At 71.7% G+C, this 18,445-nt stretch carries 14 protein-coding genes; 11 read left to right on the forward strand and 3 right to left on the reverse strand.

Annotation, left to right across the window (positions count from 1 at the left end; all coding sequences use genetic code 11):
- The first annotated feature begins 236 nt into the window (after positions 1–236).
- Complete coding sequence (locus tag ACFTXQ_RS30495) at positions 237–833, forward strand: DNA-binding protein (RefSeq protein WP_382646876.1); 597 nt, start codon at positions 237–239, stop codon at positions 831–833.
- On the opposite strand, the gene ACFTXQ_RS30500 is transcribed toward ACFTXQ_RS30495, so the two are convergent.
- A complete protein-coding gene (locus ACFTXQ_RS30500) occupies positions 830–1,375 on the reverse strand; it encodes a hypothetical protein (protein ID WP_382646879.1) in 546 nt (181 codons plus the stop codon). The two genes, ACFTXQ_RS30495 and ACFTXQ_RS30500, sit on opposite strands and share 4 nt — an antisense overlap.
- An 892-nt stretch (positions 1,376–2,267) precedes the next feature.
- Here ACFTXQ_RS30500 and ACFTXQ_RS30505 point away from each other — a divergent pair.
- From ACFTXQ_RS30505 to ACFTXQ_RS30535, 7 genes are all read left to right on the forward strand, one after another.
- Complete coding sequence (locus ACFTXQ_RS30505) at positions 2,268–3,119, forward strand: hypothetical protein (protein ID WP_382646882.1); 852 nt, start codon at positions 2,268–2,270, stop codon at positions 3,117–3,119.
- A gap of 291 nt (positions 3,120–3,410) precedes the next feature.
- Positions 3,411–3,656 (forward strand): hypothetical protein, encoded by a 246-nt coding sequence (locus ACFTXQ_RS30510; protein WP_382646885.1) that lies wholly within the window; start codon positions 3,411–3,413, stop codon positions 3,654–3,656.
- Between the two features lie 338 nt (positions 3,657–3,994).
- On the forward strand, positions 3,995–6,319 hold the full coding sequence (locus ACFTXQ_RS30515; RefSeq protein WP_382646888.1) for a hypothetical protein: 2,325 nt from the start codon (positions 3,995–3,997) through the stop codon (positions 6,317–6,319).
- Between the two features lie 367 nt (positions 6,320–6,686).
- Positions 6,687–8,273 carry a hypothetical protein gene (locus ACFTXQ_RS30520; RefSeq protein ID WP_382646891.1) on the forward strand — a complete coding sequence of 529 codons (1,587 nt, stop codon included), beginning with the start codon at positions 6,687–6,689 and terminating at the stop codon, positions 8,271–8,273.
- A 240-nt stretch (positions 8,274–8,513) separates the two neighbouring features.
- The gene (locus tag ACFTXQ_RS30525; RefSeq protein WP_382646894.1) at positions 8,514–8,771 is read left to right on the forward strand and encodes a hypothetical protein; all 258 of its coding nucleotides are present in this window, start codon (positions 8,514–8,516) and stop codon (positions 8,769–8,771) included.
- Between the two features lie 160 nt (positions 8,772–8,931).
- The gene (locus ACFTXQ_RS30530) at positions 8,932–10,419 is read left to right on the forward strand and encodes a hypothetical protein (RefSeq protein WP_382646897.1); all 1,488 of its coding nucleotides are present in this window, start codon (positions 8,932–8,934) and stop codon (positions 10,417–10,419) included.
- 38 nt (positions 10,420–10,457) lie between these two features.
- Complete coding sequence (locus ACFTXQ_RS30535; protein ID WP_382646900.1) at positions 10,458–11,768, forward strand: exonuclease domain-containing protein; 1,311 nt, start codon at positions 10,458–10,460, stop codon at positions 11,766–11,768.
- 543 nt (positions 11,769–12,311) lie between these two features.
- On the opposite strand, the gene ACFTXQ_RS30540 is transcribed toward ACFTXQ_RS30535, so the two are convergent.
- Together ACFTXQ_RS30540 and ACFTXQ_RS30545 are read right to left on the reverse strand one after the other, a co-directional pair.
- Positions 12,312–12,884, reverse strand: a complete 573-nt coding sequence (locus tag ACFTXQ_RS30540) for a hypothetical protein (protein WP_382646903.1) — start codon at positions 12,882–12,884, stop codon at positions 12,312–12,314.
- Between the two features lie 78 nt (positions 12,885–12,962).
- Entirely contained in the window at positions 12,963–13,337 is a 375-nt protein-coding gene (locus ACFTXQ_RS30545; RefSeq protein ID WP_382646906.1) for a hypothetical protein, read from the reverse strand.
- Positions 13,338–13,605: 268 nt separating this feature from the next.
- Between ACFTXQ_RS30545 and ACFTXQ_RS30550 the strand changes: the two genes are divergently transcribed.
- From ACFTXQ_RS30550 to ACFTXQ_RS30560, 3 genes are all read left to right on the forward strand, one after another.
- Positions 13,606–14,007 carry a plasmid mobilization protein gene (locus ACFTXQ_RS30550; protein ID WP_382646908.1) on the forward strand — a complete coding sequence of 134 codons (402 nt, stop codon included), beginning with the start codon at positions 13,606–13,608 and terminating at the stop codon, positions 14,005–14,007.
- Positions 14,004–16,481 carry a relaxase/mobilization nuclease domain-containing protein gene (locus ACFTXQ_RS30555; RefSeq protein WP_382646910.1) on the forward strand — a complete coding sequence of 826 codons (2,478 nt, stop codon included), beginning with the start codon at positions 14,004–14,006 and terminating at the stop codon, positions 16,479–16,481. The genes ACFTXQ_RS30550 and ACFTXQ_RS30555 overlap by 4 nt, the downstream gene beginning before the upstream one ends.
- Positions 16,482–17,907: 1,426 nt before the next feature.
- Positions 17,908–18,384 (forward strand): hypothetical protein, encoded by a 477-nt coding sequence (locus ACFTXQ_RS30560; protein ID WP_382646913.1) that lies wholly within the window; start codon positions 17,908–17,910, stop codon positions 18,382–18,384.
- Positions 18,385–18,445: the final 61 nt, after the last annotated feature.

Raw genomic sequence — 18,445 nt, forward strand, 5'->3', positions numbered from 1 at the left:
CCCCGATCGCCGCCCCGACACCCCCCCCCGGCTCCCCCGCCCCGCCCGGCCCCCCCACCCCGCCGGCGGGCCGGCGCGCCCGCGGCGGCATCGAGCCGCCCCGGCCGCGCTGCCGCCTGCCACGAAGGGCCGCATACGACAGGTCCACCACGGCGCCGGCCCACCCGCCCCGTAGCCTCACCAGATCGAACCCCGCCCGAGCGCCCAGCGCCGGGCCCGACCCCAGGAGCCCCACCGTGATTCCCCGTGGCCGCCCCACGCTCGACATCCACGAGGTTGCCGCCCGTGCCGGCGTCTCCGTCGCCACGTGGCGCCGCCGGCACCATCAGGCATTCGCCGCCGCCGTGCAGCCGCTGCCCGGCTCGGTACGGCCGCTCATCTACGACGCCGCCCAGGTTGACGCTCACCTGGCCGGCGAGCCGCTGCCGGCACTCCCGGCCGGCCCGCACCCGGACGACTTGCTCACCGACGCCGAGGCCGGCGCCATCGCCGGCATCAGCGCGTCGACCGTCCGCGCCGACGCCGTCACCGGCCTTATCGACCGGGGCACCGAGCGCCACGGGCGCCGCTGGTGGACCCGCGCCGCCGCCGAAGCACGCGCCGGCCGCGAGACGCAGTACAAGGGCCGCACCGCCGGATCCAAGAACCTGGCACCGCGGATCGCCCGCACCGATCCGCGCGTTCGCGAAGTCGCCGCCATCATCGCGGCCGCCGAGGCCGGCACCGCCCAGCCAGTGACCGCCGCCGAGCTCGCCGAGCACTACGGCGTGAACACCCAGACCGCCGAGCGCATCATGGCCAAGGCCGACGAAGCCCGCCACCACGAGCCCTAGGGAGCCGGCACAGGCCGGCCGACATCGACCAGCAGTTCAGCCGGCACCCCGGCACGCATCCACTCCATAGCAGCCGGCCCCGGCATCCCGTTGTGGTGCAGGAGCGGCCCGCCGTGGCGACCCATCAACGCAGACGCCGCCTCGGGCACCACCGGCACACCGAGGTAGGCGGCCCCCGGACGAGGCCAGGTCAAGTCAAGTACGGTGCCGTCCGCCGTCGAGCACCACGCGTGCTCGACCGGGTACGCCACATCCCAGGCCCACCCCTCCACATAGGCGAGCTCGCCCGAGGAGTTGTTGGCCCACATGATCGATTCGATGAAGCATTTCCCCGGTTCGCCGGGGTGCTCGCCGTCCGGCCACGGGGCCGGCGTGAACAGCCGGCCCACGTCGAGCAGGAGGCCGGCCAGAGAGCCGTAGGCCCAGCCCGGCCGGGCTGGACGCAGCACCGAGTCCGTGTGGAGCCAGGAGACCAAGACCCGGTCCCCGTCCGTCATGCCCGCCTCGGGCCGTGCGCGATGAGTCCCCGTCTGTTCGCTCATCCGCCCAGTCTCCTGCAGACCGGCACCGACGTTGCCGGCGCCCGCGGATTCGGTGCGGCTGGTGGGTGGGGCGGCATCCGTCACATGGCATGCGTGGCCGGCGCCGCCGCCGTCTGCGGCGGCCCGGGGCGTCCAAAAGACGGCCAGCGGCGGAAGGGGGGCGCCCGGGTCGGGGCCAGGTTCGCCGTCTGCCGGGCCTGTACGGGGCGGGGGCGCGTTCCCCCGCCGTCGGTGCTGCGGGAGCGTGAGGCGACCGCACCGCCCGGCCGTGGCCGAGGGGGAGCTAGCAGCTGCCGCGCTCAAATCGCGGCCGGTGTGGTCGCTCCGCGTCGGTGCCGGTTTCGTCGTGGCACATGAGCGTGTCGTCCGTTGCCTCCCGGACCACCGTGGGCACCCACGAGCCCAAGGCCCGTGGGCGGGACAGCACCGGCCGCCGGGCAGCCGACCACGACGAGCACCAGGACCACGAGCACGACCAGGCCGCCGACGAGCCGAGCCCGGCCCCCGGGGCCAACTTCGCGTGTACACGCGAAAAGAAATCTGCACCTCCACCATGGCAAGCCTCTGACCTGCGGTTTTGTGGCGACACGACACGCCGCAGAGTTGTGCGTGATCGTCTATTGCTGTAATCTAGTTCTTGCCAGGGAGGGAAGGGAACGGCACCCGGCCCGCCTGGCAAGTCCCACCAACACCCCCCGAAAGGAACCGAGATGAACGACCCGGAGAACGAGCGCGTCACCAAGGTCCCGGCCCAGCGGCAGGCCTCGGAGCCGATCCGGCGACTCCCCAAGCAGCGCGACCGCCGCGCGATCTGACCCGCCGGGGGGCGGCGACCAGCTCGCCGCCCCCGATTCCCACCCACTCGACCTCTCGGCACGATAGGAAAGCACCGATGAACACGACCGCCACCACCGCGACGATCCCCCCGCAGGCCGGACCGGCCGAGACCCAGCAGGAACACGGCAGCCGCATCATCACGGCTCTTGAGAGTGCGTGGGCCGCGATCCGCGCCGAGCACCCCGACGTGCCCGCCGTCGTGATGATCACTGGCACGGGCCGCACTGCGGACAGCATGAAGTGGGGGCACTTCGGTGAAAAGCGGTGGACCACCGGCGCGAAGACCCGGACCCACGAGCTCTTTGCGGGCGGGGAGCTCATCAGCCTCGGCGGCCGCCGCACGATGCAGACCCTTCTGCACGAGGCCGCCCACGCGCTCGCCCACGTCCGGAACATCAAGGACACCAGCAGTGACTACCGGTACCACAACAAGCGTTTCGTGAAGCTCGCCGAGGAACTGGGCTTGCAGGGACCCGCGTCCCCCGCGCCCATCAACGGCTGGAACACCTGCGAGATCACCGACCGCACCGCAGCACGGTACGCGGCCGCCATCGAGGCCTTGGACACGGCCAGCCTGCCCTACGTCTACGACGCGTGGGTGACCGCGAACTTTGGCGGCACCGCGAAGCCGACCGGTGGCGAGGGCGAGAACGGCGACGACGGCGAAGCCCAGGGCGGCCAGGGCGAGGGCGGCGACGAGCCGAAGAAGGCGAAGCGGCCGCCGACGCGCTTCCTCGTGGTGTGCGGCTGCACCAAGCCGGGCAAGGACGGCCAGCCCGAGGCCGCCCGCCGAATCCAGATCAGCCGGGCCACGTGGGAGTTCGGCCGAGAGGACGGCGACGAGGACGGGGGCGCCCTGATGTGCGGTCGCTGCGGAGAGCCGTTCCGCAAGGCCGACGAGGACTAGGCCGCCGGACGGCCAGGGGGCGTCAGCCGGGCGCCCCCTGACTGCACGTCACTGGCTTTGCGCCGGCCGCCGGGTGCCGGCCCGGAGCGGTTCACGGCGGCATCGAGCCGCCACGAACCGCGCTGCCGCCGGCCCCCGTCCCGCGGATTGAAGGCTCACGCCAAGTCAACCAGTCGGCAGGGAGTTTCACCCCCCTGCGAGCAACAGCCGTCCCGGATACCCCAAGAAAAACACGCCGACACATTCAATATTGTGGACATCAACATGGGGTGACGGTCTATGATCCGGATCATGGCAGCACCCAGAGGACGACAGCAGCGAGGCCGGTCGACGGACATTCCGTCAGACAAGTCGATTCGCGCGGGTCTGATGCTGCACCCCGGCGAGCCCGTACGCGAGGCGTACGAGGAGCTGGTGGCAGAAACCGGCGTCAGCGGTGCCGAGGTCATCAGGGAAGCCCTGTTGGAAAAGTTGGAGAGGCACCGGAAGGCGCGAGCCAGCGGCGCGAACATCAAGAACATGCAGGAGGCCGGGTGACTTCACCGGCTGCGTGACCAGTTGCGGACTTCCTACCCGCCAACTGCCGCGTAAGCCGCCCGGGTCTCAGCCACCACGGATCGCCATCCCAACTGAGACTCCGGGCCCTAGAAAAAGCACTTAGCCGCCGTTGCGCCGGTTTCCTAGGCCGGCCCGGTGGGGGCTTTCGTGCGTCGTCATAGCACCGAGGAGCTGCCGCCATCGTAGCGCACCCCTACGGTGGCGGTTCTTTTTTGCCCGAACCCCGTGTGTCACAAGCCTTTTATCGACATGACGACCCGGTTTCCGCCGCCGTACCCGATTCATCACCTAAATCCGAAGACGTCAACGGTTCTAGCGTGTACACGCGAAATGCGGTGCAGGCGGAGACCCTGACGCGGTTCCTTGCCGAGCTGTCCCCCCGCCCGCGTGTCCGCGCGGCCGCAGGCGAGCCGGGGGAGTGGCGCAACGTCTACCCCGAGGCCGTGGCGCTCGCCGAGGTCGACCCGGCCCGGCCGGTGGCGATGTACCTCACGCGCCGCCGCCACGGCGCCCACCGCTACGTACTCCTGGCACTGGATTTCGACGCCAAGCGCGTCCCGGCCGCCCAGGCCGCAGCCGACGCCGAGTTGTTGGCCGCCGCCGCCGCCGCCGAGGACATCGAGCCCGTACCGGCCCGGTCCGGCGCCGCCGGCGGCCGCCACGTGTGGCTCGGGTGCGCGGAGGGTGTTCCCGTCACCACGACGCAGCGGATCGCCCGAGCGGCCCGCACCCTGTGCCCGTCCCTGGACACGGCGCCTCTGATGAACGCGAAGGCCGGCGCGGTCCGCCCGCCGGGCGCCGCTCACCGCCTCGGCGGACACAGCGAACTCACGGCCCACACCGTTGAGCAGGCCGTGACGGCCCTCGGCACCGCCTCGGCGCGGGCCGAGGCGTTCGAGCGTCTCGCCGCGCGGCTGGAGACGATGGCCGCCGCCGTCAGCCCCGCTAGCCCCGCCGGCACCTCCCGGCTGGCCGCCGCCCCGGCCGTCGACGGCGAGGACACCGAGGTACCGCCGTCCATCCGCCAGCGCGGCCCGATCGTCCGCCCGGTCGAGCAGGACGCCACCGGATGCCCCAGGCTCGCCGTACCGTGGCGCCCCCTCGGAGAGCGCGCGGTGAAGGGACTCCGCCGCGTTCTGACGGACCGCCAGAACTTCTCGGATTGGGCCCACGCCTCGGCCCGGTCCATGGCCCTGGCCGGCTGGACGCAGGCCGAGGCCCTGGCCGTGGTGCGCGACGCCGAGTCCTCCCCCGCGCTGGAGTGGCTCCGCAGCGAGCGCCAGGAGGATGGCACCCGCGCCCCGCGCGACGAGGACGAGACGGCCCGACTGTGGGCCCGGGTGTGGTGGCTCGCCGTCCAGGACGCCGCCCGGATGCCGCGCCGCCCGGAGGACGACGGCCACCACCAGGACCACACGGACGCCGAGGCCGCCGTGGCCGACCTCGTTGCGCGGATGCAGGTGGCCGGCCCCGCACGGTGGGGCCGCGAGTCGGGCCCGGCGGACGCCGCCGTACTCATGGCCGTGGCATGGCTGATGATCAGCGCCAGCACCACCGACGTGTCCGCCAACGTGCGGCGCGTCGGCACGCTCGCCGGGTACACGTACCAGACGGCATCCCTGGCCCTGTGGCGCCTGATCAGGGACGGATGGCTCACCGTCACCGCCGAGGCCAACCGCAGGGCCGGACAGGCCCGCCGGGTGACCCTGGCGACGGAGCACAAGTGCCCCGAGCACAAGGGCCACCGGTGCGCGATCGACCGAGTCCCCGAGACCGTTTCCCCAGTTCACCCGGGGTCTGACAGAAGGCGGAACGCCGCCGCCCCCCCTCCCCCCGAACTCCCCACCTACCTCCGGTCCCTGATTGCCCACCAGCAGGCAGGGGTATGGCACACCCTCGGGCACCACGCCGCCCGCACCCTGTGGCAGGTCCAGCAGCAGGACCGGCCCACCTTGGCCCAGATCACCGCCGCCACCGGCTACGGCCGCCGTGCCACCCTGCGGCACCTCAGGCAGGCCCAGGCCCTCCAGCTCATCACCACCGCCCGCCCCCGCCGAGGAGCCACCACGTACGCCCCCACGGGCCGCCCCCTGTACGAGGCAGGCCAGGAGACCGGCACGGCAACCCGGACGGCCCACCTGGCAGCACAGGCCCGCGTCGACCAGGCCGGGCACGACTGGTGGGCCAGCGAGGAGGAGTGGTTCAGGCTCAGCAGGACGGAGAAGAGGCGCCGCGGATTGCGACCCGGCCCCGATCAGCAGGTGATCCCCGGCATGGCAGCCGGCGCACGGGCCTACCCCCGGACCAGCACGGGCAGCCCCGACCACGCCCGTGCCCGCGAGATCGAGGCCGAGCGCATCGGCGCCGCCGGGATGCTCGCCCACGCCCAACAGCTCGCCCAGCGTGGCCAGATCATCGACCCTGCGCACCTCAGCCCCACCGGAGCCCAGCAGCCGAAGCAGCGCCGCCGCCGGGCCGTATTGCCCGCCCGCCAGCACTGCCGACACTGCCAGGCCGCCCCGGGCGAGCGCTGCGTGACCTGGCGAGGCCGGGTCACCGCCGATTGGCACGCGGTGCGCCGTACCGCAGCCGAGCAGGCCGCTGGAGAGGCGACACGCCCGACCGAGCAGAGAAGCGCATGAGGAGGGGAGGAAGGCGGTAGAGTCTGCCCACGGTCGATCGAGTCGGAGAGTCACCACGGTGACCACCGCAGCGAACGACCGCCGACAGGACCCAAGCCCAGCGCGCACAGCACGCGGAGCACGAAGCCGGAAATCCCTCGGGGGCCGGCGACGAGCCAAGGCCGAGGGAATTTAGCTTGCACACGCTAAAACTGTCGTCACGGGCAGGACGCCCCGGCCGGCTCTAGCCGCCGAGGGGGCGGAGCCCCCGAGCAGGACCAGCCGGCGAGAGGCCGGCCACCCACCCCGCGAAAACTGGCAGCCGTTCGTTAACCGTCATTTTCTCAATTACTGGTAATGGTAATCGCGTAAATGGTAGAGTGAGCGGGTGCTGACAACCCGTGAGATTGCCACCCGCGACGACGACCCCGCCGATGAGTTCGACACGGCCGCTTGGCTGAGTCAGCGCCTGGCCGAGGACACCGCACCCGCACTGTGCTGGACGCTCCCCCACCTGGAGACCGTCGAATACGCCGGCGCCCACGGCATCCACGCCGACGGCGCCGGCACCTACCGGCGCACGCCCACCGGCCGCCGCATCGCCGCCGCGCGCGTCAACGCCCTCATGGCCGGCGGATTCCTGATCGAGGCCGAGGGCATCGTGACCGCCACCGCCGACGGCGTGGAAGCCGCCCGCCGGCTCCGCGCCGTCCCGGACGCCCTCATGGCAGACGCCGCATTCCGCGCCCACAGCGTCCGCGTCAACCGCGCCCGCGCGCACGGCAAGCGCGCCGAGCTCCTTCCCTGCCTCCCCGAAGGAGACGAGGACAAGCGCCGCCAGGCCGCCGCCCGCGAATGGCTCGCCGCCCAGATGCGACAGGCCGCCGTCGACCGCGCGGAGTTCGCGGCCCGCCAGGCCGCTTGGGAGGCCGCCGACGAGGCCGAGCGGGCCGCCAAGGCCGCCCAGGAGGAGGCCGACGAGCGCCGCCGGGCCCATCGGGCGATGTACGGGTGCGGATCCTGCCCCGCGTACTGGGAGTTGGATGCCCGATGCGGAGCCTGCCGGAGTGCGATCGCACCGGCCCCGCACGTCCCCGAGGTCGAGGCCGACGAGGATGGATGGGCCGAGGAGTGCGCCGAGCGGGCCGCCCATGACGCCGCCCAGGCGCCGACCCGCCGCCCGTCCGTCCGCGCCGAGATCACCCGCCACCACCAGACCGGCAGCCACAGCCAGGCCCGCATCACCCTCCCTGCCCACCGCGCCCACCGAGCCCGCGACCACCGCGCGATCGTGTTGGAAGTGGCCCGACTTCTCGGGGTCCAGACGTCGAGCCCCCGTCGGCTACTGGCCGACGGCACCCACACCGGTGCCGAGCTGTGGCGCCATGTCGATGTCACCGGCCCCGCCCGCGCCGTCGACCGCATGCTGACCGCACTGGGCCCCGTCATGACCAGGCTGGAGCGATTGGCCACGCGTGCCGCCCGCCGCTACGGCACATGGCGCCGCAGCCTGATGACCGTCCTGTCGGGCGTGCTGGACGAGTTCACCCCGACCGAGGTCAAGAACCTGGGACGCCGGTACCGATCGGACGTCCTGTCACACCTCACCGCGTCCATGGCCCAAGGCCCGCAGCAGCCCGTACGGGACGACGCCCGCCGGCCCCTCTGGGAGCGAGCCGACGCCGTGGCCGCCGAACTCTGGATTCAGGACCCCATCGACCCCTGGACGGCCGCCGTCGAGCAGGCCACCCCGGAGCCGACCGCCGTCGAACCCGTCGCCGTCGAGCCGGCCACTCCGCCGGCGCCTCACAGCCCGACCCCCGCGCGGGCCCGCCGCACACGCCGACCCCGCACGGGAACGTACCGGCAGCCCGCCACCACCAGGCCCGCCACCCTGCGCACACGAGACGCCACCCGACCGGCCCCCCGCGCACGCGTGACCTCGGCCGCCGCGCGAACCCACCGCGCGATCTAGCCCCCCAACCCCCCTGCGGAGGACCCCGAGCGCCGGCCACTCGCCGGCGCCTCGACCCCTGCCGGACCCCCGCCGAGAACGCCGCCCGCGTCGAGGACGAGCACCAGGCGACCAGCACGACAGCGCGGCCGCCGTCGAGGACGAGCACCAGGACCACGAGCACGACCAGGCCGCCGCCGTCGAGGACGAGGAGCCGGCGGCCGCGCACCCGACCACCAACAACATGAAGAGGACGCCGACATGCCGAAGCGGTACATCACCGAAAGCGACGAGCCAGGCGAGACGTTCGCCGGCTGGTTCGACACCGAGACGGCCGAGGCGTACGAGCCTTCGGCAGGCAGCCCCGCATTCCACGAGCGGCTGTGGCAATCCGCGGGCGGCCGGTGGGTCATTCAGACGATGCCGCGCCGGGTCGACGGGCGGGACGACTGGCGGTTCGTTACCGAGGAGGACGCCCAGCGGTGGCGGGCCGCGAACACGCGGCCCGAGGCGTTCTGACCAGGTGGGCTCGCCGCGAGCGTCTTTCCGCGCACCGAGGCGGAGTGATCACGTGCGCCGATGCGGGACGATCAGGGGCCGGCCCAACGACCCGCCTCGGCAGGCCGCCGAGGCGATCGAGTGGCACGCCCGGCCGAGTCTGGAGAAGAGGAACCCGTACGTGAACGACGACCAGGACGACCCGCAGCCGCAGCAGCCCGTCAACCAGGGTGGCGACGACGACGGAGAGGAGGAAGCGCCTTACGGCTACTGGCCCGAGCCGTGCGCCAACTGCGGCAAGGCGATCGTCCGGGCGAGGCCCGCGAGCGAGAAGGGCCGACCGCCGGAGTACTGCACCAAGGAGTGCCAGGCCGAGCGTCGACAGGCACGCGCCCGCGAGCGCAACGCGCCGGGCCTGCCCGGTCAGATTCTCCGCATGGAGGAGACCGTAACGCGGCTGGAGCAGGTGGCGGCCGACACCCGGACGGAGATCAAGAAACTCAACTCTCCCGAAGGTGTGGAAGCCAGGTTGGCGGCCGCGCGGGCCGCCAACATGCGCGACGTGGCACAGGCCAACCAGACCGCCGCCGAGGCCCGATCGGAGGCAGCCACCGCCCGCGCCGAGGCACAGCAGGCGGCCGCGGATCGCGATGCGGCACAGGCCGTCGCGGAGAGGGACCGGACCGCGCGGGAGGCCGCCGACACCGCCCGGGAAGACGCCGAGAACAGGGCGACCGCAGCGGCTCACCGGCAGCGGATCGCCGAGGAGAAGGCCGAGGCCGCCGAGGCCGCCCAGAAGCTCGCCGAGGCCGCGCGGGACGCCGCCGTGCAGCGCGCCGAAACCGCCGAGCGCATCGCGACCGCTGCCGTGGCCCAGAGCGAGCGGGCCACCGGCGAGCGCGACCAGGCACGCCAGGACGCGGCGGCCGCCCAGGCGCTCGCAGAGGAGGCCGGCCGAGAGCGGGACCGCGCAGTCAGCCGCGCCGACGAGGCGAGCCGGCTGAGGGCCGAGGCCGATCGGGAACGTGCCGACGCCCGCCGTGAGGCCGAGGACGCCGTGGCCCGCGCGACCGCCGCCGCAGAAGCACAGGCCCGCGCCGAAGCGCGCGCGACCAAGGCCGAGGAGGAGATGAAGGAGTTGGCGACCGGCTACGCCGCCGCCATGCAGGAGACCAAGGACGCCCGAGGCGAACGTGACCGCGCCGGCGAACAGGTGGTGGAGGCAAGCCGTCAGCGCGTCGTAGCCGAGAAACTCGCGGGTGAAGCAGACCGGCGCAGGGAGCAGGCCGAGGCACGGGCCGTCAAGGCCGAGGAGCGAGCAGACAAGCAGATCGCTGCCGCAGAGAAGCACCGCGACGAGTTGGCCGCCCAGCTCGCGAGCGAGGTCGAGGAGCGGCGCCGCGCGGACCGGGACGCCGTGGCCGCCAACCTCCGAGCCGAGACCGCCGAAGCCGCCGCCCAGCGAGCCGACGAGGCCCGGAAGAAGCTCGCCGACGAGCTGGAAGCCCTGCGCCTGGAAATGGAGGGGGCGAAGAAGGAGAAGGCCCCCCGGGGGCGCAAGGCGCCGGCCGGTGAAGGTCCCCAGAAGGCAGCGGACAGTCCGAAACCCGTCGAGCTGATTCCGGGCCAGATTCCGGCTTTCGCCGAGCCCGAGCCCGAGGCGGAATAGGCCCGTAACCCCAGACCCAACGGGAGGTTGGGGAGTACATGAAGACGACCACCACCACGACGCAGAACGCCGCGCAGATCACCGCTCAGCCCGTCGCGTACGCGGAGGGATTGCCGGTGTTCGCTCCGGGAACGGCCCCGGAGAACCTGTGCACTCAAGGACAGCTCACAGACCGCCGGCTCAAGCTCGCCGAGGGACAGAAACCCCGCGCGTTCGTCCGCATCCGCAGGCGCACGTACTACAACGTCCCGCTGTACCGAGTGGACGAGGCGGCCCGGATGCGGCCCCTGTCCGCGTTGCAGCAGCGCCAGCGCCTTGCCCGCCGTACTTGCGTGCTCTGCGAGGTCACCGCGGATTCCCCGTTGTGGGAACGAAGCGCGCCGTGGCTACCGGTACAGGGTCGGGTGTGCGCCGCGTGCGACGAGGCCGCACGCGCGCTGTGGGAGCGGACGTGCGGACGCTGTGCCACTCGCTTCAACTATCGTGCCAGCGTCGAGCCGGGCCGCCAGTGTGCCGCGTGCACGGGAGCGAAGCAGGCCGGGCGGGAAGTCGCCGACAGGCTCACCCGCCGGCACTGCCCCCGGTGCGACGTGCAGACCGCGACGCGCGAGGAGGTCGAGGCCGCCGACGCCGCCGACAGCTACGGCCGGGCGTGGGGATTCCCCCGCACCTGCGGGCCGTGCCTGGCCGAGCAGGAGCGCAGGGCGGAAGAGTCCCGGCGTGCGGCAGAGCGGGCACGGTGGGATGAGCTAGGGCCGGTACGACGGTGGGCCCGACGAGTAGTCGAGGCGCCCCACGAATTCGCCGTACTGGACACCGAAACCACCGGCCTTGAGTGGGACGCCAAGGTGGTGGAAATCAGCATTACCGACGGGGCCGGCACCGTACTGCTCAACACCCTCGTACACCCGGGGTCCGCCATCCCCGCCGAGTCGTCCGCGATCCACGGAATCACGGACGAGGACGTGAAGGACGCGCCCACGTTCGGCGCCGTCCTCCCACGGATTGCCGACGCGTTGGCCGGCCGCCAGGTCATCGTCTACAACCAGGAGTACGACTACGCCGTACTGCGGTACGAGCTGGACCGCCACCACCGGGACCAGGCGCCCGCCCCGTCCAGCGCGAACATCGCGCCGGCGGAGTGGCACCCGGCCGCCGTCGAATGGATGCAGGCCCAGCAGTGGAGCCGGTGCGCGATGCACGCGTACGCCGTCCACGTCGGAGAATGGTCGAGCTACTGGGGCGGCTGGAGTTGGCAGCGGCTCAACGGAGGTCATCGAGCCCTCGGAGACTGCCGCGCGGTTGTGGACAGGATCAGGGAAATGGCGGAACGTCCCGACCCCTTTTAACTCCGAAGTGGCAGCGCCGAGCCCGCACCGAAAGCCGGTGCGGGCTCCGGTGTTTCTGCCCCGCATCGTCTTAGCTTGCACACGCTAAACGGCCGGTGCTGTCCCGCCCACGGGCCTTGGGCGGTGGTTGCCCACGGTGGTGCGGGAGGCAACGGACGACACGCTCATGTGCCACGACGAGACCCGCACCGACGCGGAGCGACCACACTGGCCGCAATTGGAGCGCGGCAGCTGCCAGCTCCCCGCCAGCCACAGACGGGCGGTGCGCTCGCCTCACGCTGCCGCATCCGTGACGGCGAGGGTACGGCGCCCGGCCCCGTACGGGCCCGGCAGACGGCCAACCTGGCCCCGGCCCGGCACCCCCCTCCCGCCGCCGGCTGTCTTTTCCACGCCGCGACGGGCCGCAGTCGGCAGCGGCGCCGGCCACGCATGCCATGTGACGGTTGCCGCCCCACCCACCCCGCCGCACGCGAATGTTGGGGCGGGACGAGTCGAGCGATAACTACCTTGTTTGATGGCACAACGGCCCTTGGCCGCTAATTCCTACGGGTGCAGGACGAGGGCGATGGCCTCCCGGGCGATGCGCCCCAGGGTGTAGATCTGGGCCTGGAGTTCCTCCCGGCGGAGTCGTGCGCGACGTGAGCGTGAGCGGCCGGGGCCGAGGAGGTTTTCAGCGTGCATTTGGCTGACGATGGGTTCGCTGATTCGGTACGAGGCGAGCTGTGCCAGGTCGACCAATTCAGGGTCGAGGTCAAGGGCGAGTTTGTCGCTGAACCGCTCGCTAGGTGTACCAGGTCGACGGCCGGAGAGCCGTTGGCTTTCTCGCTCCGCTGGGGTGAAGGGGACCCAGGGGCCGACGAGGTCAGGACGGGAGAGCCGGACGCGCATGGATGCTTCCACGATGTGACTCTGTCCCGGCCACCGAGCAGGCCGTAGGCGAAGCAGTTCGAGGCGGAGTGGTTCCGGTGTGGGCTCGCCCTCGGTCAGGCCGAGTTGCTCGCGCTGCGAGGCGAGCCACGCAGCCTCACGCGCAGCGTTGTCACCGCACAGGTCGCGCAGAGCTTTGGCATCTTCCTCGTGGACCCACACGAAGGTGTTGCGCTTGCCCGCAATCATGATTCGTGTCCTAGGTGAGAGAAATGGAGGAGCCCCGGCCGCGACGGGCGGAGCCGGGGCCCTGGCAGTTCGGAGGTGTCAGGCCGAGGGAGCAGGCGACGAGTTCGGGGCCGACTCAGGCGCCCGCGGATTCGGCGGGGAGGCCGGCGCGGTGGTTGTAGAAGGGGCCTTGCCGGTACGAACCCTCTTGGGGCGGCCCGGCGGCCGTCGGGTCGGTTCGGTAGCGCCCATCTGCGCGAGTTCGCCGGGTGTCCACCCCCCAGCCTCGGCACTTGCGTAGGCGGCCCCGTAGCGTCGCTCTACGTCGGCGAGCTGTGCTTGGAGGTTCTTGCGCTCCGTGATGATCTGCGCCAGAGGACGCACGACATTCAGCCGGGAAGCCAAGAGGCTTTCGGCGGTTTCGATGAAGGACTGTTCGTCAGGCGCGTTGCCGGTGTTCGGAGATGCAGTCATGGGCGACATGCTAGCGCCCCCGATGGAGGCCAGGCAGATTTCCCCCACCCGGACGGGTGGCGGACCAGCGGGGCAAGCCCCGGACCCCAGACGCGGCGAAGCCGCGCGCCGCCCTACCCCGGCACCCACCCCCAGCGGCCTCCTTCGTCGGAGCAAGTTAGTGGATAAGGTGCCCTTATCCAGGCAGCGGCGCCCGCCTCTCGCTATGCTCGGGCTCTTATGCCGCTGCTTTTGGTCCGAGCACGGACCAACGGAGGGGAGGGGTTTGATGGAGCAGAAGCCGCCCGCTCGCCGTCGTCCGAGACGAGCCGACGCCCCGCGCAAAGAGCGCTTGAACGTCCGATTCAACGAGCTTGAGTACGCCACGATCCTGACGGCGGCGACGGCCGCCGGTCAGTCAGTGGCGTCGTACATTGCGACCGTTGCCGTGGCCGTCGCCAAAGAAGAGGTCAACCCGGCACCGGTCGACGTGAAAGACAAGCTGCGGACCCTGGCCGACGCCCGGGTTTCCGTGAACAGGATCGGAACCAACCTGAACCAGATTGCTCATGTCTTGAACAGCGAAGGCGAGGAGACCCCGGAGCGCCTGGCGGCCGTTCTGGACCGTGTGGCGAAGACCGTGGAGAAGCTGGACGCCGCGACGTTGGCAGTTATGGAGGGACGGATTTGATCCCGAAGAAGGCGAAGGCCGGCGGCCGCACGACGGGGCTTCTGTACTACCTGTACGGGCCGGGTCGAGCGAACGAACACACAGACCCTCACATGGTTGCCGCGTGGGACGCGGGTGTGGCCGATCCTGCGTTGGATTCCGGTGCGACGATCACGACTTTGGGCATGCTGCTGGACGCCCCCGTTTTGATGCTGGACGGCCCGCAGCCAGATCAGCACGTGTACCACGTGCCCGTCCGATTGGACCCGGGGGACCGGATGCTGACGGATGCCGAATGGGCGGAGGTGGCACGCGAGATCATGGACGCCTCAGGCATCGCCCCGAAGGGCGACCCGATGGCGGCCCGATGGGTTGCGATCCGGCATGCCGACGATCACATTCACATCGTGGCGACCCTGGCCCGACAGGACGGACGGGCCCCGGATGTCCGTCGGGACATGCCCAAGATGCAGGCCCGAGCGCGCGAGCTGGAGAAGCGCTTTGGGCTACGTCAGCTCACCAGCGGTGACAAGACGGCGAGCCGTTGGCCGACGGCAGCGGAACAGGCGAAGGCCAAGAGGAAGGGCCGCGAAGAGACACCGCGCGAGACCCTCCAACAAGCCGTCCGACGGGCAGCCGCCGGAGCTCATTCCGATGACGAGTTCTTCGCCGCGATCACGTCCGCAGGTCTGCGACTGAACAAGCGCGTGGCACCAGATGGGGCAGTAACCGGTTACTCCGTTGCACTGCCCGGAGACCGAACGGCCGGAGGCCGCGCCGTCTGGTTTTCCGGCTCACGGCTGGCACCAGACCTTTCGCTCCCCCGCGTCCGCGAGCGCTGGAGTGCGGGTGCCGACTCCAGCACGTCACCGGGGGCCGGCACGGTGCCCAGCCGGGCCGCCGCCTGGCAGCTCGCGGCCGAGCACGTGCACCAGGCCGCCGCCGTCCTGGGGCAGGCCGGGAACGAAGCCGGGGCCGGTGAAATGGTGGCCCTGGCGGACTTCCTGGCCACCTACGCGGCCCAAGCACCGGAAGCGGTCCGCGACGAGTTGAGAACCGCAGCCCGCGCGTTTGAAAGGGCCGGCCGCGCGCCGACGAGCCGCCGCATGGACAGCGAGGCCAGCGCCCACCTGCGCACCGCGACGCAGCTACTCGTCACCGGAGCATCGGCCATCGCCAGCGGAGGAGAGACCGCCGCAGCCATCGCAATTCTCGTTGCCGTCGCCCTGGCCATCACGGCCGCGATGAGATGGCACCAGGCCGCCCAGCACGCTGCCCAGGAGCGAGCAGCGGCGCAGGCCGGTACCCACCTGCGAGCCGCCACCGAGGTGGCGTACGGTGCCGCCGGCGGAAGCCGTCGACCAGGACGAGGCAGCCGGGCCGCCTGGCAGCGCACGGCGATGGAGCCGGACGGGCCGGCTCTGGTCGAGGCGTACGCCCCTGTCGTCCGCGCCGCACTCCCCCACCTGGCGGAAACCGTCCTCGGCGAGGCCGCGTGGCCGGCCCTGGCCGCCACCTTGCGCCAGGCGGAGAACGCTGGCTACGACCCGGGCCAGGTGCTCGCGCGCGTCTCATCGCTGCGCGGATTCGATGACGCCGACAGCACCGCCGAGGTACTCGTTTGGCGACTGCAACGGCAGATGGACAGCGACGCGCGAAGCGCGTCGACTGGAGACGGACCGACGATTCCGCCGCAGCAACAGCCCACACCAGTCACACCGCAGGCGGGGGGCAAGCCGGTCCGGTGGGCGATCAGCCACAGCGAATTCGTGAACGAGGCGTACAAGACGATCACTGACGCAGAGGGCACCGGATATCTGCCCGAGGGAGTCACGGCGGAGGCGTACGCGGCTGAACGGCTACAGGAGTACGTGGCCACAACACGGCAGGGTAATCCGAGCCGCTACTCGGTGGATCTGCGCGACGGGGAGACTCAGGCAGGGAATCGCCTGGCCTTCCTTCCCGAGGGGAGCGTGACGGCCAGGCCGCCGCGTCCCTCCGATGTCTCCTCCAGCGACAGCGACGACACCGCGGATTCAGGTGCGAGGACTTCCCCGCCGCCGGTGGTGGGACAAGAGCCGGTGGCGATCGAGGACACGCCGCTCGGTGTGGACGCGACCGCGACCACGTTCGGGGAAGCTGTCCGCCAAGCGGTCCCGGAATATGCGGCGTCCGTGCTCGCGGACCCCGCTGCCCCGACACTGGCCGCCTACCTCATCAAGGCAGCGGGGGAAGGGTACGAACCGGCGCAGATTCTGGCCGAGGTGGTCGCGTCCCGAGACCTGGCCGACGCGGACAACGTGGCTCAGGTGCTCACCTGGCGAATGCAAGGAAGATTGCAGAAGGCCGGCACCCCGGTTTCACTCCCCCGCATCCCCAGAAGGACGGGACCCGCCCGCCCGCAGAGTGCGGCACCAGGCGAGCGGAGCGCTGCCGAGCGGGCCGCACAGGAGGCCGCACAGCGCCGGAACGCGACGCGCGCACCCCGGCGGTAGGCAGGCTAGTCCGGGCCGTCACACGGGCGGGAAAACCGCCTACGTGACGGCCCTCGGACAGCTAGCGTCAGGTACAGGAGACCCGTGGAGATGAGGACATGATGATGGCTCAGGACGAGGGGAACCCGTGAGCGATACCAACCCGATGGAGCAGGCCGGAGGGCAGGCGGCCCAGACGGCCGCCGTCGCCCTGCAAGTGCTTGTGATGGTGGCCCAGGCTCTACGCGAGCGCCAACAGCGCGAGGCCGCAGAACGTGCTGCCGCGCCCACGCCGGCACCCGCCCCCGTTCGGCAGCCGGCAGACCCGGAGCACGAGCGGTACGCGCACCTAGTGCGGGGCACCATCAAGCCCCCAGAAGTGGCGGAGGCGATGGTGAATTCCACGCAGTGGCCGCAGCTCGCCAACGAGCTGAAACGGCTGGAGGCAACAGGCGTCAACGTGGCCCAGTTCCTCGGCGACGCAGCTCCCGTGATCGCGCGCATGGACACCGACCTACGGGCAGGGGCGACAACACCGGGCGTCACCGTGCCGACGACCACGAGCCAGCCGCGCAATCCTTGGGCGCCCCCGCCCGGCCAGGAATCCGGGAGAAGCAAGGAGCCTCGGGCCGGAACCTGGGAGCGAATGAAGGAAGGAGGGAAGAACCTGTTGGACAAGGTACGGGGGCAACAGAAGCCCGTCGGCGACTACGCCAGCGAGCTCGCACGCCTCGGAATCGGGCCGCAGGAGAATGCTCGACTGGCCATCGTGGCCCGCGAGTCCATGGCCGATGAGCACGTGTTGGACAAGCTGGTTACCTCCCGGGAGTGGCCGACCATCGCCAAGCAGATGAAGGATCTGCAAGGCAGCGGTCACAATCCACGCGAGGCCCTTGCCGGCGTCCCCGTCCGTATCCAGCAGGCAGCAACCGCAGGCATCACGCTCACGCCCGCAGAAGCGGCCCGCGGATTGCTCAACGACCAGGCCAAGAACCCCCCGACCCCGACGGCGACGGCGGCCCCGACGGCGACGGCGGCCCCGGCCCCAACCGCGACGAGGGCGCCAGCCCCCGCGTCGACCCCGGCCGCTCCGACGGCGGCACCAGCCCCGGCCCCGGCACCTGCCCCGGTATCTGCCCCGGTATCTGCCCCGGTATCTGCCCCGGCCCCGACGCCGACGACGGATGCCCGAGCATCGGCAGCGTCCGCGCGGACGGCGGCACCGGCGTCCACGTCGACCCCGACAGCGGCCCCCGCGTCGACCCCGGCCGCGACCCCAACGGGGAGTCCGACGCCGACGACGGATGCCCGAGCATCGGCAGCGTCCGCGCAGTCCACCACCGCTACGCCTGGTGTGACGCCGCCACCGGGGCCGGCGGCCGCGCCCGCGAGCCCTGCGGCCCAGCCGACTCCGGCCCGTACCCACGGACGATAGGAACGAGGAGCGATGAATTCGAGTTTCCGTACCCCCGGCAGGCCGGCGGGCGACGAGCCGACGAGCAAGGGCGCAACGTCCGCCACCAGCAGCACAGGCGACACCGGAACGGACGACGCGGAGGACCGACGGCACGCGGCCGCGCTTGCCCGCAGCAGCACCGACCAGCGGTCCCGGGCCGATGCCGCACTCGGGGAGGCCGACGAGGCCCGAGGCCGCGCGGCCGAGGCCGCAGGACGCGGCGACATTGCCACGGCCGGGGCGGAATGGAGTGATGCGGCAGGCCTTGACGGACTGTCCGCGCACGAGGCCACGGGCGCGGACATCGACGCACGCGCAGCAGCCGCAGCGGCGAAGTCTCCAAGCGTGCCGACAACGAAGAAGGGCGGCCGCCGGACGACCGCCGCGAAGGCGACGCCGACTCAGGGGCGCGGGCCGGAACGCGCACCGACCCCGCCGCCGGGAGCACCCCGCCGCAACATCGCGTAACGCGGACGACGAAGGGCCGGAGGGAGAACATCCCTCCGGCCCTTTTAGCTTGTACACGTTA

This window comes from Streptomyces sp. NPDC057010 (assembly GCF_042673805.1).
In the GTDB taxonomy this organism is placed as follows: domain Bacteria; phylum Actinomycetota; class Actinomycetes; order Streptomycetales; family Streptomycetaceae; genus Streptomyces.

Bases quoted from the DNA above. Each gene is read 5' to 3' on its own strand.
- ACFTXQ_RS30500 (WP_382646879.1), bottom strand. From the start codon at position 1,375: ATGAGCGAACAGACGGGGACTCATCGCGCACGGCCCGAGGCGGGCATG.
- ACFTXQ_RS30505 (WP_382646882.1), top strand. From the start codon at position 2,268: ATGAACACGACCGCCACCACCGCGACGATCCCCCCGCAGGCCGGACCG.
- ACFTXQ_RS30510 (WP_382646885.1), top strand. From the start codon at position 3,411: ATGGCAGCACCCAGAGGACGACAGCAGCGAGGCCGGTCGACGGACATT.
- ACFTXQ_RS30525 (WP_382646894.1), top strand. From the start codon at position 8,514: ATGCCGAAGCGGTACATCACCGAAAGCGACGAGCCAGGCGAGACGTTC.
- ACFTXQ_RS30535 (WP_382646900.1), top strand. From the start codon at position 10,458: ATGAAGACGACCACCACCACGACGCAGAACGCCGCGCAGATCACCGCT.
- ACFTXQ_RS30540 (WP_382646903.1), bottom strand. From the start codon at position 12,884: ATGATTGCGGGCAAGCGCAACACCTTCGTGTGGGTCCACGAGGAAGAT.
- ACFTXQ_RS30545 (WP_382646906.1), bottom strand. From the start codon at position 13,337: ATGACTGCATCTCCGAACACCGGCAACGCGCCTGACGAACAGTCCTTC.
- ACFTXQ_RS30550 (WP_382646908.1), top strand. From the start codon at position 13,606: ATGGAGCAGAAGCCGCCCGCTCGCCGTCGTCCGAGACGAGCCGACGCC.
- ACFTXQ_RS30560 (WP_382646913.1), top strand. From the start codon at position 17,908: ATGAATTCGAGTTTCCGTACCCCCGGCAGGCCGGCGGGCGACGAGCCG.